14 protein-coding genes and 1 riboswitch are annotated in these 15,431 nt (G+C 70.7%); of the genes, 9 read left to right on the forward strand and 5 right to left on the reverse strand.

Annotation, left to right across the window (positions count from 1 at the left end):
• Positions 1 to 73 precede the first annotated feature (73 nt).
• The 3 genes from FVQ89_RS04955 to FVQ89_RS04965 are packed head-to-tail and all read right to left on the reverse strand — an operon-like array spanning position 74 to position 2,921.
• Positions 74 to 1,579 (reverse strand): FAD-dependent oxidoreductase, encoded by a 1,506-nt coding sequence (locus FVQ89_RS04955; RefSeq protein ID WP_147900769.1) that lies wholly within the window; start codon positions 1,577 to 1,579, stop codon positions 74 to 76.
• Positions 1,576 to 2,436, reverse strand: a complete 861-nt coding sequence (locus FVQ89_RS04960) for an FAD:protein FMN transferase (protein WP_255513507.1) — start codon at positions 2,434 to 2,436, stop codon at positions 1,576 to 1,578. Before FVQ89_RS04960 ends, FVQ89_RS04955 begins: the two co-directional genes overlap by 4 nt.
• Positions 2,433 to 2,921, reverse strand: a complete 489-nt coding sequence (locus FVQ89_RS04965; RefSeq protein WP_255513427.1) for a hypothetical protein — start codon at positions 2,919 to 2,921, stop codon at positions 2,433 to 2,435. Before FVQ89_RS04965 ends, FVQ89_RS04960 begins: the two co-directional genes overlap by 4 nt.
• A 138-nt stretch (positions 2,922 to 3,059) precedes the next feature.
• Between FVQ89_RS04965 and FVQ89_RS04970 the strand changes: the two genes are divergently transcribed.
• The 7 genes from FVQ89_RS04970 to FVQ89_RS05000 all read left to right on the forward strand — a co-directional run bounded on the left by FVQ89_RS04970 (position 3,060) and on the right by FVQ89_RS05000 (position 10,544).
• Entirely contained in the window at positions 3,060 to 4,211 is a 1,152-nt protein-coding gene (locus FVQ89_RS04970) for an ROK family transcriptional regulator (protein WP_147900771.1), read from the forward strand.
• A 67-nt stretch (positions 4,212 to 4,278) separates the two neighbouring features.
• Positions 4,279 to 5,574: an extracellular solute-binding protein gene (locus FVQ89_RS04975; RefSeq protein WP_147900772.1), complete on the forward strand. Its 1,296-nt coding sequence runs from the start codon at positions 4,279 to 4,281 to the stop codon at positions 5,572 to 5,574.
• A gap of 96 nt (positions 5,575 to 5,670) precedes the next feature.
• A complete protein-coding gene (locus FVQ89_RS04980; RefSeq protein WP_147900773.1) occupies positions 5,671 to 6,597 on the forward strand; it encodes a carbohydrate ABC transporter permease in 927 nt (308 codons plus the stop codon).
• The gene (locus FVQ89_RS04985) at positions 6,594 to 7,433 is read left to right on the forward strand and encodes a carbohydrate ABC transporter permease (RefSeq protein WP_147900774.1); all 840 of its coding nucleotides are present in this window, start codon (positions 6,594 to 6,596) and stop codon (positions 7,431 to 7,433) included. The genes FVQ89_RS04980 and FVQ89_RS04985 overlap by 4 nt, the downstream gene beginning before the upstream one ends.
• Positions 7,430 to 8,836 (forward strand): beta-N-acetylhexosaminidase, encoded by a 1,407-nt coding sequence (gene nagZ / locus FVQ89_RS04990; protein ID WP_147900775.1) that lies wholly within the window; start codon positions 7,430 to 7,432, stop codon positions 8,834 to 8,836. The genes FVQ89_RS04985 and nagZ overlap by 4 nt, the downstream gene beginning before the upstream one ends.
• Entirely contained in the window at positions 8,833 to 9,759 is a 927-nt protein-coding gene (locus FVQ89_RS04995; protein ID WP_147900776.1) for an ROK family protein, read from the forward strand. The genes nagZ and FVQ89_RS04995 overlap by 4 nt, the downstream gene beginning before the upstream one ends.
• Complete coding sequence (locus FVQ89_RS05000; RefSeq protein ID WP_147900777.1) at positions 9,759 to 10,544, forward strand: glucosamine-6-phosphate deaminase; 786 nt, start codon at positions 9,759 to 9,761, stop codon at positions 10,542 to 10,544. The genes FVQ89_RS04995 and FVQ89_RS05000 overlap by 1 nt, the downstream gene beginning before the upstream one ends.
• 133 nt (positions 10,545 to 10,677) lie before the next feature.
• Here the strand turns inward: FVQ89_RS05000 and nagA are convergent, their stop codons facing one another.
• Together nagA and purU are read right to left on the reverse strand one after the other, a co-directional pair.
• Positions 10,678 to 11,811, reverse strand: a complete 1,134-nt coding sequence (nagA, locus tag FVQ89_RS05005; protein ID WP_147900778.1) for an N-acetylglucosamine-6-phosphate deacetylase — start codon at positions 11,809 to 11,811, stop codon at positions 10,678 to 10,680.
• A gap of 20 nt (positions 11,812 to 11,831) precedes the next feature.
• Entirely contained in the window at positions 11,832 to 12,683 is an 852-nt protein-coding gene (gene purU, locus FVQ89_RS05010; RefSeq protein ID WP_147900779.1) for a formyltetrahydrofolate deformylase, read from the reverse strand.
• Positions 12,684 to 12,757: 74 nt separating this feature from the next.
• Between purU and FVQ89_RS05015 the strand changes: the two genes are divergently transcribed.
• On the forward strand, positions 12,758 to 13,951 hold the full coding sequence (locus FVQ89_RS05015) for an MFS transporter (protein WP_147900780.1): 1,194 nt from the start codon (positions 12,758 to 12,760) through the stop codon (positions 13,949 to 13,951).
• Between the two features lie 46 nt (positions 13,952 to 13,997).
• Positions 13,998 to 14,081: riboswitch (ZMP/ZTP riboswitch) on the forward strand.
• Positions 14,082 to 14,108: 27 nt separating this feature from the next.
• Positions 14,109 to 15,401: a serine hydroxymethyltransferase gene (gene glyA / locus FVQ89_RS05020; RefSeq protein ID WP_255513428.1), complete on the forward strand. Its 1,293-nt coding sequence runs from the start codon at positions 14,109 to 14,111 to the stop codon at positions 15,399 to 15,401.
• Positions 15,402 to 15,431 lie beyond the last annotated feature (30 nt).

Raw genomic sequence — 15,431 nt, forward strand, 5'->3', positions numbered from 1 at the left:
CACTCTGTATATGCGAGTGCCAGCCCGCTCGCCAAGGGCGAACGACGCGACATCCGGGCGCCGAGAAGGCCGATCAGTACCCGAGGAACACGTCGGTGCGGATCCGTCGCGCACCCGCCCGCCGCAGCGAACGACGCAGGCGGGAGACGTCGGTCGGAGCCCCCGAGATCAGCACGGTGCGCTCGGCGGCGTCGGGCATGGCGTGCAGCACCGTCTCGGCGTCGAGGGGCGCGGGGCCCGCCCAGCTCCAGTTCGCGGGAAGCTCGCCCGGGTCATCCGGCGCGAGCACCACGACCCGCACTCCGGTCGCGGCGAGCTCCTCGCGGTACGCGAGGTCGGAGCCGCTGCGCACGGAGTAAAGCAGTTCGGCATTCCCTGCGCGTCCGGCTTCGGCGAGCGCGGTGAGTTGCGCCACGAAGGGCGTCACGCCGATGCCTGCGGCGACGAATCCGAGCTTCTCCCGCGGGTCGCGGGGCAGCAGGAAGTCGCCCCACACACCGGTCGCGCGGATGCGGGCGCCGATCGGCAGTTCGAGCAGGGCCCGTTTGAAGCTCGACGGCTCGTTGCGGATCCGCACGCCGATCGTGAGTTCGTCGGAACCCGGTGTGGAGGTGATCGAGAACACGCGCCGGATGCCGCCCGCATCCGGGCGACGGTGCGGCACGGTGAGCTCGAGGTACTGCCCGGGTGCGAAGCGCGCCGTGGAGGACGTGCGGAATCGGAACTCCCACGCCGTCGGGGTGAGTGAGCGCCGCGCCACGAGTTCGAGGGGCATCCCGCGGCGCTGGCCGAACGCGAAGGCGACGACGCCGGCCACGACGAGCCCGAGCTCGGGGGAGTTCGAGATCGGGCCGAGCACGAACGGCACGGTCATCACGAGCGCGGCCACCACGGCGACGACGATCCGCTGCCATCGCCGCGGGGGGAGGGTGAGGGGCTCGCTCAGCATGAAGCCCGCCGCGAAGACGTAGGGGCTCGACGCGAACGCGATGGAGACCGCGGTGTCGGCAGGCGCGCCGCCGACGACCAGCCGTCCGATCGTGATCGCCGCGGCGAGCACGATGAATGTGAGGCCCATCTCGAGTCGACGGGTGCGCCAGAGCACGAGCGCCGCCGCGATCGCGACGACCGGGAGGAGGGGGCCGGTGCCGACCCACCAGGACGGGAAGGCGAGCCCGGTCGTGCCCACCACGAGGGCTCCGATGGCCGCGGGGTTGGCGACGTGCCGTCCCCGCCAGGCGATGAGGTACTTCGAGGCCGCGGCGGCTGCCGCAGCGGCGGCGAGCCCGAGAAGCCCGTCCAGCGTGAGCGTCGGCTGCAACACGAACGCCAGCAGCAGCGCGGTGATGACGCTCGACGAGGTGTGAGCTCGGCTGCGGAAGATCCGCGCGAGCACCTCGCCCGCGATCCAACTCGTCACGAGCAGCACCGCGGCGCTCGCGAGAAGGGCGAGAGGGTCCACCGCGAGCAATCCCGCGATCGACATCCCGAGCGCCACGAAGCCGATCACCCCGAGACACACGATCACCGTGAGGTACATCGTCAGGCGCCCGAGCATCCGATCCAACCGTGCGATCATGCGAAAACCTCTCCCGGGAAGTCGGCCGAACGCTCGATCCGGCCGTTGTCGAGCATCCTCGCCCACCGCACACCGCGGCGCGAGAGCCAGGCGGGGTCGACGTCGAAGAACAGTGCTGTCGCCGCGCCATCGGCGACGAGGTCGGTGTCGGCGATCGCCCAGGTGGCGCGGATCCGCCTCGTCGGAAGTCCGGTCAGGGCGTCGAGCACGTGGTGCAGTCCATCGCCCCACGCGCGGCGGTTGCTCGCGCTCGCCGAGAGCGCCCCGTCGGTGAGCTCGGCGATCCCCACGGCCTTCGCCGCGTCTGCCGGATGCTCCAGGGCGATCCGCATCGGGACGTCGCGGATGCGCAGGTCGCCGGATCCGTCGACGACGTGCCGGTCGACGCCCTCCTCGTCGAGCAGCCCGCTCACCAGATCGACGAGGAGGCCCTTGCCGGCCCCGCCGACATCGAGCAGGAGAGGGGCGACGGTGTCGAGATGCTCGCCGTCCCAGGCGAGGGCGTCTTCCCATCGCGGGACCGCGGTCACCGCCCCCGCGAGCCGCGGACCGTATCCGAGACCCGCGAGTGCGGAGCCGACGAGGGGTGAGACCCGCCCAGCGGTCGCCGCGTACAGCTCGCCGTACAGGTCGAGCAGCTCGCCCGCCTCGTCCGGCAGCCGATGGTGTCCGGGGGTCCGGGCGATCCGCGCCACGAGCGAGTCCTCGCGGAAGCGGGACCAGTCGGCGTCGAACCGGGCGATGCGGGTGGCGATCCGCTCACGCAGCTCGGGCGAGAGCGGCTCGGGGGTGTCGATGCGCCAGGGCGTCCCGAGCGCGTCGAACCGCCACGCGGCGGGGAGCGGGTCGGTGATCAGGACTCGAGCGCCTCGGCCTTGATGGCGTCCACCGCAGCCATGAACCCGGTGCTCGTGAGCGAGGATCCGGCGACGCGCGTGACGTTGAGGGAGTCGATGTCCTGTCCGACGACCTCCGCCGCGATGCCGGAGGCGAACTGCTCCTGGAATCCGGCGGCCTGCTGGTCGGTCGCGGTGGGGGTCACGGTGACCTCGGTGACCACATCGTCGACGAGCGTCAGCTCGACGTCGATCTCCTCCTGGCCACTCGGCGCGGTGTAGCTTCCGCTCGCCGAGTAGGTGCCGTCGGTGTACGAGGCGCTCGTGTCGCTGGAGCTGCTGGAGCTACCGGAGCTGCTCGATCCGCTCGAGGTGCTCGAGGTGTCGTCGGAGGTCGTCGCCGTAGCGGCGCAGCCGGCCAGGGCGAGGATCCCGAGGCCGGTGGCGCCGAGGGCGCCGAACCGGGCGAGAGCGTGGGTCCGAGTGCGGGGCGTCTGAAGCGTCATGTCGCTCAGGATCGCAGCGGATCCTTGGCCGGTGCTGACAGTTCGCCGGGGGCCGGCACTGCGGGCCATTGGTTACGGGTTTGTAAACCGTCCGTTCAAACCTTGTCTGCCGTTAGTTCGTACGCTTTACTAACAAACATGGTCGCCCCCGACGCGCAACGCAGCGCACCTCCTCGTGCCTTCCGGCCGAGCGGCAAGGTCCTCCCCGAGCACGCGCGCGGCCACAACCGCTCGCTCGTCTTGCAGACCCTCTATCGCGGCGGGCTCGCGAGCCGCGCCGACCTCGCGCGAGAGACGGGCCTCACGCGCGTGACCATCTCCGACCTCGTCGCCGAACTCATGAACGACGACCTCGTCATCGAGACGGGCCAGCGTGGGGAATCCCGGCCGGGCAAGCCGGCGATCCTGCTCGACATCAACCGCACCGGATTCCAGATCGTCGGCGTCGACCTCTCCGAGACCGGCGTCTTCCGCGGCGCCGTGCTCGACCTCGACGGTACTGTCGTGACCCGCCTCGAGGTGGAGACCGGGGGTGCGTCCGGCGCCGAAGTCACCCGGATCGCCACGCGCCTCACCCTCGAGCTCGTCGCCGCCGCCGACCGACCGCTCCTCGGTGTCGGCATCGGTTCTCCCGGTGTCGTCGGCATCGACGGCACCGTGCTCTCGGCACCCAACCTCGGGTGGGAGGGGGAGCCGCTCCAGGCGACCATCGCCCAGGCGACGGGGCTCGGTGTCGTCGTCGCCAACGACGCGAACGCCGCCGCCCTCGCCGAGCGCAGCTTCGGCGACGCGCAGGGCGACCTCATGCTCATCCGGGTCGGCCGCGGTGTCGGTGCGGGCCTCATCGTGGGCGGAACGCTGCTGCACGGCAGCCGCTTCGCCGCGGGCGAGATCGGCCACGTCGTGGTCGGCACCGACGGCGGCGCGCTGTGCGCGTGCGGCAAGCACGGATGCCTCGAGACCTGGCTCGCCGTGCCGCACCTGCGCGACGGACTCGCCCAGGCCGCATCCGCATCCGAGCGGGATGCCGTGCTGCACCGCGCCGGGGAACGCCTCGGCATCGCCCTCGCCCCCGTGGTGGGCGCCCTCAACCTCGACGAGGTCGTGATCAGCGGCCCCGTCGAACTCCTCGACGGCCCGCTTCTCGGGGCGGCCATCGAGACCTTCCGCACCCGCACGATGCCCGAGTTCCATGGGGCGCTCGCGGTGCGGATGTCGGCTCTCGGCCAGGACATCGTCATGCGCGGCGCGGCCGCCATGGTGCTGGCCGGGAGACTCGGCGTCTCCTGACGCCAACCCTGCACCAGCGGTGCCGCCACCCGGCGTCTCCGCAATCCGAAGAAGAAGGAAAGCACGTATGAAGCGAAAGATCGGAGCGGTCGCCGCGGCGACAGCTGCGCTCGTCGTCCTCGCCGGCTGCTCCACCACCCCGGAGGCACCTGCCGACGACGCACAGGGCCAGGACATCACTCTCTGGCTCATGGGAGGTGACACCCCGGACGCGCTGCGCGACTACCTGAAGACCGAGTACGCCGACGCGACCGGGGGCACCCTCACTATCGAGGAGCAGGACTGGGGCGATGCTCTCGCGAAGCTCACCACCGCACTGCCTGACGCCGACAATACCCCCGACGTCACGGAGATCGGGAACACCTGGTCGCCGACGTTCACGAACGTGGGCGCCTTCAGCGACATCTCCGACATGTACGAGGACCTCGGCGGCGACAAGCTGCTGCCCTCGTTCGTCGAGGTGGGCGAGGTGGATGGCGCGAACTACGCGTTGCCGTACTACTTCGGCTCGCGCTACGTGTTCTACCGCAAGGACCTCTATGCGGCGGCGGGCGTCGACGTCCCGACGACCCTCCCGCAGCTGACCGAGGTCGCCTCGAAGCTCCACGACAGCGCGCTCTCCGGCTTCTACCTCGGCGGCGAGGACTGGCGCAACGGCATCTCGTGGATCTTCGCCTACGGCGGCGACCTCGCGACGAAGGACGGCGACACCTGGTCGTCGACCCTCTCCGACCCGAAGAGCATCGAGGGTCTGACGGCTCTGCAGGAGCTCTACACCGAGGCGTCGAACGCCCCGGTGACCGAGTCCGACAGCACCCCCTGGGTCAACATCAACACGCAGCCCGACGCCGACGCCCCCGAGGCCGCGACGATCATCGCCCCCGGATGGGCGCACTGGTCGATCGGCGACCTGGCGCCGGACCCCGAGGATGACACGAAGACGATCCCCACCTGGAACGACGACGTGTTCGGCACCTACGTGCTGCCCGGCGTCGACGGCGGAGTCGCCCCCGTGTTCGCGGGTGGATCGAACATCGCGATCTCGGCGGCGTCGAAGAACCAGGCCGGTGCCCGCGAGCTGATGACGATCATCTTCAGCCCCGAGTACCAGCAGATGCTCGGCGAGAACGGACTCGGCCCGGCGAACGAGGACTACGTCTCCTCGCTCGGCGACGACCAGTTCGCGAACGCCCTCATCGAATCCGCTCTCAGCTCCAAGCTCACCCCGGCGGCGCCGGGCTGGGCCGCGGTCGAGGGCTCGGGCCTGCTCGAGGAGTTCTTCGGCAAGGTCAACGGCGGCGGCGACATCACCGCCCTCGCGGCCGAGTACGACGAGAAGATCGACGCACTGATCAACGGCTAGTCCGGATCCCGGGCGGGCGGCGCGCGCTGCTGCCGTCCGCCCGGCTCCGACCTTTCCCCATCCCACCTGTCAGCCTTGTCGAAAGGAGGATCCCGCATGTCCGCGACCAGCAACGGCGCACGGATCGCGCCTCGCCGCACCGGCGTCCCCTACCTGCTGATCGTCCCCGCGATCCTCGCGCTCCTCCTCGGGCTCGGATACCCGCTCGTCTGGCAGTTCATCACCGCCTTCCAGGAGTACGGCCTCGCCCAGCAGTTCGGCAAGGCTCCCGACTGGGTCGGCTTCGCCAACTTCGGAGCGCTCGTCTCCGACGGCGAGTTCTGGGCGGTGCTCGTCCGCTCGCTGCTGTTCTGCGTCGTCACCGCATTCGCGACAGTGCTCGTGGGGGTCCTCCTCGCCCTCCTCATGAACGCGATCGGGCGTGCCGCCCGCCTGACCCTCCAGATCTCGCTGCTTCTCGCGTGGGCGACCCCGGTTGCCGCGGCGACCACGATCTTCATCTGGCTCTTCGACCGCCGACGCGGCGTCGTCAACTACCTGCTCGACCTGCTCCCGGGCGTCGACATGAACCGCTACGACTGGCTCGGGCATCCGCTCACCTTCTTCTTTGTGGCGAGCATCCTCATCGTGTGGATGTCGGTGCCGTTCGTGGCCTTCGCCGTCTACGCGGGACTCACGCAGGTCTCCGAGGAGGTGCTCGAGGCCGCGCAGCTCGACGGTGCCGGGGGCTGGCAGCGGTACCGCCTCATCATCGGCCCCATGATCCGACCGGTGCTGTCGATCGTGCTGCTGCTGCAGCTCATCTGGGACCTGCGCGTGTTCGCGCAGATCACGCTGCTGAAGGACGCGGGATCCAAGTCCGGCGACTTCGACCTGCTCGGCACCTACATCTACAAGCTCGGGGCGAGCGCCAACGACTTCGGGATGGCGAGCGCCGTGTCGATCGTCGTGCTGATCATCACCCTCGCGATCAGCTGGGTGTACGTGCGCGACCTCCTCGCCCAGGACAAGGAGACGCGATGAGCCGCCGCACCGGACGCACCCTGCTGTCCCTCCTCGCCGTCGTCGTCGCCCTCGTGTGGGTGTTCCCCGTGTACTGGATGGTGAACTCGTCGTTCGTCTCGAACGCCGTGCTCCAGCAGTTCACGCCGCGGTTCTTCCCGGGCGAGTACTTCACCTTCGCGAACTTCCAGAGCGCCATCGCCGACGGCTCCTTCTTCGGGGCGCTCGGGATGAGCGTCTCGATCACGCTCATCGTCGTGGCCGTGTGCCTCGGCTTCGCGTTCCTCGGCGCCGTCGCGATCAGCCGGTTCCGGTTCCGCGGGCGCACGAGCTTCGTGCTCGCGCTCCTGCTCATCCAGATGCTGCCCGCCGAGGGGCTCTTCATCGCCCAGTACAAGATGATGTCGTCGGTCGGGCTGCTGAACTCGATCCTCGGCGTCAGCATCATCTACGTCGCGGCGGTGATCCCGTTCACCGTCTGGATGCTGCGCGGCTTCGTCGCGGGTGTCCCCGCGGAGCTCGAGGAGGCCGCCATGGTCGACGGGCTCAGCCGCTTCCAGGCGTTCATGCGCATCACGTTCCCGCTGCTCGCTCCCGGGCTCGTGGCATCCGGGGTGTACGCGTTCCTGCAGGCGTGGAACGAGTTCACGGTCGCGGTCGTACTGCTGCCGGCCGAGTCGGCGCAGACGCTGCCCCTCTGGTTGCGCGGCTTCGTGCAGGCCTCCGCGACGCGCGAGACCGACTGGGGTGCCGTGATGGCGGCGTCCACGATCGTGGCCGTGCCGGTCATCATCTTCTTCCTGATCGTTCAGGGCCGGATGACGAGCGGCCTCGTCGGAGGAGCGGTCAAGGGATGATCGCGTCGCTGCTCATGCCCGGGTTCGCGGGCACCGAGCTTCCGGAGTGGCTCGAGGCGCGCCTTCGCGCGGGCCTCGGCGCGGTCTGCCTCTTCGCCGAGAACATCGCCTCGCCCGAGCAGTTGCGCGAGCTCACCGCGGCGATCCACGCCGCCAATCCGCTCGCGATCATCGCGATCGACGAGGAGGGCGGCGACGTCTCCCGGCTGCACGCGGCCACCGGATCACCGTATCCGGGCAACGCGGTGCTCGGGCGGATCGACGACCTCGCGCTCACCGGATCCGTCGCATCCGCGGTCGCTGCGGAGCTCCGTGCGGCAGGCGTCGACCTCGACTTCGCCCCGGACGCCGACATCAACTCCGACCCCGACAACCCCGTGATCGGGGTGCGCAGCTTCGGCACCGATCCGCAGCTCGTCGCCCGGCACACCGCCGCATGGGTCGCGGCGCTGCAGGCGGGGGGCGTGGCCGCGAGCGCGAAGCACTTCCCGGGGCACGGCGACACCGCTGCCGACTCGCATCGCGCCCTGCCGGTCGTCGACCTCCCGCTCCCGGCGCTCCGAGACCGCGAACTCGTGCCCTTCCAGGCGGCGATCGCGGCTGGCACGCGCACGATCATGTCGAGCCACATCCTGCTGCCGCAGCTGGATCCGATGGCGCCGGCGACCTTCTCGGCTCGGATCCTGCAGGGGCTGCTGCGCGGTGAGCTCGGATTCGACGGGGTCATCGTCTCCGACGCGCTCGACATGGTCGGGGCGTCGGGCACGATCGGTATCCCCGCCGCCGCGGTGCGTGCGATCGGCGGCGGATGCGACCTGCTCTGCATCGGAACCCGCAACACCGATGCGCAACTGCAGGAGATCGAGGACGTCGTGCGTGCGGCGGTGCGTTCGGGAGAGCTCCAGGAGTCGCGGCTCGCCGATGCGACCGCGCGGGTGCGTGCGCTCGCGGAGGAGCTCGCGGCGTCGCGCCAGGTCGGACCGGCGCCCGCGGAGTGGGTGGGGGATGCGGCGCGCATCCGATCCGCCTTCGACATCCGTGAGGGCATCCCGCCGATCCCTGCCGACGCGCGGATACTCACACTCGAGACGTCGGCCAACATCGCCGTCGGCGTGGTGCCGTGGGGCCTCGCCGCGGCGGGCGTCGCGGTCGTCGAAGTGCGCGACGGGGACGCGCTGCCCGTCGACGACGGCCGCCCTCTCGTCATCGTCGGCAAAGACATCCACCGGCACGCATGGACGCGCGCCTACGTCGACCGGGCGCGGATCGAACGCCCCGGAGTGCTCATCGTCGACATGGGCTGGCCCGGACCCGACCGCCACTATGCCGACATCGCCACCTTCGGGGCGTCGCGCGTCGTGGCGGAGGCTCTGAACGGGATGCGGGAAGGACAGGCGCAGTGAGGGTCGGGATCGACATCGGAGGTACCAAGACGGACGCCGTCGCCATCGGCGACGACGGTGCCGTCGCCCACACCCTCCGTCTGCCCACCGGCTTCGGTGCGGACGAGGTGCTCGCCACGGCGGTGAGCGCGGTCGCCGAGCTGTCGGCGCGCTCCGGTATCGGGGTGGCGGACTTCACCTCGATCGGCGTCGGCATCCCCGGGGCGGTCTCGGCCGCGACGGGACGCGTGTCGCATGCCGTGAACCTCGGTCTCGCCGATCTCGAACTCGGGGCGGAGCTCGAATCGCGCCTCGGGCGCGCGGTGCGCGTCGAGAACGACGTGAATGCGGCCGCCCTCGGCGCATTCCACCTCCGAGGGCTCGGCCCCGCCCAGTCGATGGCCTACCTCAACCTCGGCACGGGGCTCGCCGCGGGGCTCGTGCTCGCCGGACGCCTCTGGCGCGGCCTGCGAGGTGTCGCCGGCGAGATCGGGCACATCCCCGTCGACCCGGCCGGACCCGTGTGCCCGTGCGGGCAGCGCGGATGCCTCGAGCTGTACGCCTCCGGGTCGGGGGTGGCGCGGCAGTGGCCGAGCAGCGACCCGCTGCCGGTGCGGGCGTTGTTCGCCGCCGCCGCATCCGGCGATGCCGATGCGGCCGGGGTCCGCGATCGCCTGCTCGAGGCGACCGCCGAGGCTGCGCGGCTACTCGTGCTCACGGTCGATGTCGACGACGTCGTGATCGGCGGCGGCATCAGCCGGATCGGCGCCCCGCTGCTCGACGGCGTCCGATCGGTGATCACCCGGTGGGAGGCGGCGTCGCCGTTCATCGCATCACTCGCCCTCGGCGACCGGTTGCGACTCCTGCCCATCGACTTCCCGGCGGCGGCCGTCGGTGCCGCGTTCGTCGGCGATCCGGATCAGCGTGCACTGGAGGTGGACTGATGGCCGAGGTGGTGATCCTGCCCGGGACGCCCGACGAGGCGAAGGCGGCCGCGGGTGAGCTGGCGGCGGATGCGATCGAGCGTGTCGTGCGGGCCCGTCCCGACGCCGTGCTCGGGCTCGCAACCGGCTCGACGCCGTTGCCGGTCTGGAGCGCGCTCGCGTCGCGTCCGCTCGATCTGTCTCGGGTGCGCGGATTCGCGCTCGACGAGTACATCGGGCTGCCCTCGGGGCATCCCGAGAGCTACCGCGCGGTCATCACGCGCGAAGTCGTCGACACCCTCGGCCTCGATCCGGCGCTCGTCCACGTGCCTGGGGATGACGGCGGGCCGATCGAGACCGCGGGGGAGCGGTACGAGGCGGCGATCGCCGCGGCCGGGGGTGTCGATGTTCAGGTGCTCGGGATCGGGCGCACGGGCCACATCGGCTTCAACGAGCCGGGCTCGTCGTTCGCCTCCCGCACCCGGGTGAAGACGCTGACCGCGGCGACGCGAGCCGACAACGCGCGGTTCTTCTCGTCGCCCGACGAGGTGCCGAGGCACTGCCTCACGCAGGGGCTGGGCACGATCCTCGAGGCGCGGGCGCTCGTGCTGCTTGCCTTCGGCGAGGCCAAGGCGGATGCGGTGGCCGGCGCGGTCGAGGGGCCCGTGTCGGCCTCGGTGCCGGGCTCGGCGATCCAGCTGCATCCGGAGGTCACGGTGCTGCTCGATGAGGCGGCGGCATCGAAGCTCCGCTTCGCCGACTACTATCGCGACGCCTGGGACAACCGCCCCGACTGGGCCCGCTGACCCGAGGCCCCGCTGGCGCGGGCCGCCCTCTCGTTCCCGTGAGAGTACGCACTTCTGCGTGCTCTCACGGCCGAGAGCACGCAGAAGTGCGTACTCTCACGGAGGCGAGAGCTCGGGGGCGGGAGCTCGAAGCTCAGCGGATGCGGGAGCCGGCGGCCCACACTGCGGTGACGCATCCGTCGTCGTCGAGTGCGACCGCATCCGCCGCGTAACCGGGTTCCAGCAGGCCGAACCGGTCGCCCAAGCCCAGGGCGCGAGCCGGGACGGCGGTCACCGCCCCCACGGCATCCGGCCACGACAGACCGACGACGTCGACCGCGCGTCGCACCGCCGAATCCAGAGTGAGCGTGGAGCCCGCGATCGTCGACGTGCCCGACAGCACCGCCAGCCCGTCCTGCACCGAGACGTTGAGCGCGCCGAGTCGGTAGTGGCCGTCCGCGCTGCCTGCGGCGGCCATCGCATCCGTCACGAACGCGACACGCCCCGGTGCCTCGTCGAGCAGCAGCGCCGCCACTCGCTCGTCCACGTGGTGACCGTCGAGCACCAGCTCGAGCGTCACATCCGGATCCTCGAGCGCCGCGACCACCGGGCCCGGCTCGCGGTGGTGGATGCCGTTCATGGCGTTGAAGGCATGCGTCAGGATCGTCGCGCCGCGGTCGAACGCCGCGGATGCGCAGGCGAAGTCGGCCTCGGTGTGGCCGATCGCGACGCGCACCCCGGCACGCAGGAACGCATCCATCGCGTCGTCCGCACCCGGGAGCTCGGGGGCGATCGTCACCTGCCGCAAGGTGCCGTGAGCGGCCTCGATGAGCTCGTCGACCGCGATCGGGTCCGGTTCGCGCAGATGGTCGGGATGATGTGCGCCCCGTCGGGCGGGAGCGAGGAACGGTCCCTCGAGATGCGTGCCGAGCACGAGGGGGTCGGTCTCCGTGAGTTCGGCGATCTCCGCGAGCGCTGACCGCAGAGCCGCGAGCGGGTTGGCCACGAGCGAGATGACCGCTCGGGTCGTCCCGTTCGCGCGGTGCGTCGCAAGCGCCGCGGCGAGCTCCTCGCCCCCGTCGTCGTAGGAGTGCCCTCCGCCGCCGTGTCCGTGGATGTCGATGAATCCGGGGGTCAGCCGCGCCCCGCCGAGGTCGACGATTTCGTCGGCATCCGGGTGGGCACCCGAGCCGACGGCCGCGATGACATCGCCGTCGAACAGCACCCATCCGTCGGGGGTCTCGCCCCGCTCGTCCGTGAGCAGAGCGGAATGAAGGAGCCGGGTCACGCCTTGAGGGTACCGGCGGGTCAGCGGAAGATGATCGTGCGCGCGCCGTCGAGCAGAACCCGGTCCTCCGAGAACCACTGCACCGCCTGGGTGAGCGTGCGGCTCTCCTCGTCCTGGCCGATGGCCCGCAGCTGCTCCCACGAGCGGGTGTGATCGACGCGCACGATGTTCTGCTCGATGATCGGGCCCTCGTCGAGATCGCTCGTCACGAAGTGCGCCGTCGCTCCGATGATCTTCACCCCGCGCGCGTGCGCCTGCTTGTAGGGGTTCGCGCCCTTGAAGCCCGGTAGGAACGAGTGGTGGATGTTGATCACGCGTCCGGCGAGCGTCTCGCAGAGCTCGGGGGAGAGGATCTGCATGTAGCGGGCGAGCACGACGAGTTCGATGTCGTGCTCCTCCACGACCTCGAGCACGCGCTGCTCGAAGGCGAGCTTCTGCCCGGGCGAGGTCACGGGGTGCGCCTCGAAGGGGACGTCGTAGAAGGCGGCGAGCTCGCCGAGATCCGGATGGTTCGACAGCACGAGCGGGATGTCGACGGCGAGGTGTCCAGCGCGCTGACGGAAGAGGAGGTCGTTGAGGCAGTGCGCGGCGGTCGAGACGAGCACGAGCGTGCGCAGGGGACGTCCGACGACATCGAGCTGCCAGGTCATCCCGTATCTCTCGGTCACGGGCGCGAGTGCCGCCTCGAACTCCTCGCGGGAGGCGAGCGACTCCACCTGCAGGCGCATGAAGAAGGTGCCCGTGTCGTCGCTCGAGAACTGCTGCGACTCGGTGATGTTGCCGGCCGCCTCGACGATCGCCCCGGAGATCGCGTGCACGATCCCGGGCCTGTCCTCGCAGACGAGGGTGAGGATCCAGTGGGTCGGTGTCACAGTCACCCAGCGTAGGGCGCCCGGGGGTGTGGACGACGCGGCGGGGCCGCATCCGTGGCGGCTAGGCTCGCCGAGTGACACGAACGCTCGACGGAGGCTTCCCCACCCTGCGGCTGCTCGTGCTCACGGGGGCGATCTTCGCGTCGGTGTCCAGTGAGTTCCTGCCCACCGGTCTGCTGCCCGAGATGTCGGCGGAACTCGGCGTCTCCGAATCGCGGATCGGGTTGCTCGTCACGGTGTTCGCCGGCACGGTCGTGCTCTCGACCGCGCCGTTGACGATCCTCACGCGCCGCTACTCGCGCAAGTGGCTCATGGTGCTGCTGCTCGGGATCTTCGCGCTCACGAACGTGCTGTGTGCGATCGCGCCGAGCTACGAGTTCCTGCTCGGGGCGCGTGTGCTCGGGGGTCTCGCCCACGGACTGTTCTGGGCCGTGACGGGACCCTACGCGGCGCTCCTCGTCCCGCGGCACCAGCTGGCGCGCGCGATCTCCCTCACCAATGCGGGCGGCACCCTCGCCTTCATCTTCGGCGTGCCGCTCGGCACCTTCCTCGGGCACGCGCTCGGGTGGCGCTTCGCGTTCGCGGCGATGGCGGCGACCGTTCTCGTCTTCATGGTGCTCGTCGTGCTCTATCTGCCCCCGGTGTCGCACCTCGTGCCGCTCGCGACGGGCGAGATCCCGTTGCCCACCCGGAAAGACCGCTCCCTGCCCGCCGTGATCATCGTGTGCGTGTCGGTGACGCTCGTCGCCACGGGGCACAACCTCTTCTACACCTACATCGCTCCGTGGGCGATCCAGGTGGGCGGGGTTGAGCCGGACTGGGTCTCGGGACTCCTGTTCGCCTACGGCGCGGCGGGTGCGATCGGCCTCGCCCTCGGCGGTGCGTTCGGCGACCGCTACCCGCGCGGCGCCGTCAACGTGGCGCTCGCCGGGCTGACGGCGAGCGTGCTCTTCCTCGCCGCGTTCGGCACCGAGGTCCTCCCTGTGGTGATCGGCATGGCGGTGTGGAGCGCGAGCTTCGGCGGGGTGCCGGCGCTCATGCACTCGCGCGTGCTGCACTCGGCATCCGATCGGATCCGCGACCTCGCCGCGGCATGGCTCACCACCGCGTTCAACCTGGCGATCGGCGGCGGCGCGCTCATCGGCGGGGGCCTGCTGGACGCCTACGGCATCCAGATCCTGCCGTGGATCGCCTCCGCCGTGATCCTGGTGGGCCTCGTCTTCGTGCTCGCGACGGACCGCGCACGGATCGCCGCGCACCCGAGCTGAGCGCGACCGCCTCAGCCTCTGGCGCGGCACCCGGCATCCCGTAGACTGAGCGCGTCGTGACTGGCGTTCGGATGGGTCACCATCGGGGAGCGACGAGACGGAGAAGCGGCCGTACGCCTGGGCCGCGACGATGACCGCCTGTCCCCAAGGAGCGCACGTGTCCGCAGAATCCACCTTCCTCGCCCCGCTCGCCGAGGTCGACCCCGAGGTCGCCGCGGCACTCGCCCAGGAGCTCGGGCGTCAGCGGTCCACCCTCGAGATGATCGCGAGCGAGAACTTCGTGCCGCGCGCCGTGCTCGAGGCGCAGGGGTCCGTGCTCACCAACAAGTACGCCGAGGGCTACCCGGGCCGTCGCTACTACGGCGGATGCGAGTTCGTCGACGTCGTCGAGACGCTCGCGATCGAGCGCGCAAAGGAGCTCTTCGGCGCCGAGTTCGCGAATGTGCAGCCGCACTCGGGGGCCTCGGCGAACGCCGCGGTGCTCGCCGCGATCGCGTCGCCCGGTGACCGCATCCTGGGCCTCGAGCTCGCCCACGGTGGGCACCTCACCCACGGCATGAAGCTCAACTTCTCGGGCAAGCTCTACGAGGCGCACTCCTACAAGGTCGACTCGGAGACGTTCCGTGTCGACATGGATGAGGTGCGCCGCGCGGCGCTCGAGGTGCAGCCGCAGGTGATCATCGCCGGATGGTCGGCGTATCCGCGTCAGCTCGACTTCGCCGCGTTCCGTTCGATCGCCGACGAGGTCGGCGCGAAGCTGTGGGTCGACATGGCCCACTTCGCCGGGCTCGTGGCGGCGGGTCTGCACCCCTCGCCGATGCCGCACGCGCACGTCGTGAGCTCGACGGTGCACAAGACGATCGGCGGTCCGCGGTCGGGGTTCATCCTCACCAACGACCCGGAGATCGCGAAGAAGATCAACTCGAACGTGTTCCCGGGGCAGCAGGGCGGCCCGCTCATGCACGTCATCGCCGCGAAGGCGACCGCATTCAAGCTCGCCGGCACGGACGAGTTCCGCGACCGGCAGGAGCGCACGGTGCGCGGTGCCGCGATCCTCGCCGAGCGTCTCGTGGCGGATGACGCGAAGGCCGCGGGTGTCGACGTGCTGACCGGCGGTACCGACGTGCACCTCGTGCTCGTCGACCTGCGGGCGTCGGAGTTCACCGGCAAGGACGCGGAGGACCGCCTGCACGAGGTCGGGATCACCGTGAACAAGAACTCGGTGCCGAACGATCCGCGCCCGCCGATGGTCACCTCCGGTGTGCGTATCGGCACCCCGGCGCTCGCGACCCGCGGATTCGGCGATGAGGAGTTCCGCGAGGTGGCCGACATCATCGCGCTCGCACTGCAGCCGGGCGCCGACATCCCGGCCCTCCGTGCGCGCGTCGCCACTCTCGCCGACGCCTTCCCCCTCTACGAGGGACTGACGTCCCCCGCCTCCTGGAACTGAGGGGACGCAAAGTGCTCTCAACACGCCGTG

It is taken from the genome of Homoserinibacter sp. GY 40078 (assembly GCF_008017545.1).
Lineage (GTDB): Bacteria > Actinomycetota > Actinomycetes > Actinomycetales > Microbacteriaceae > Homoserinibacter.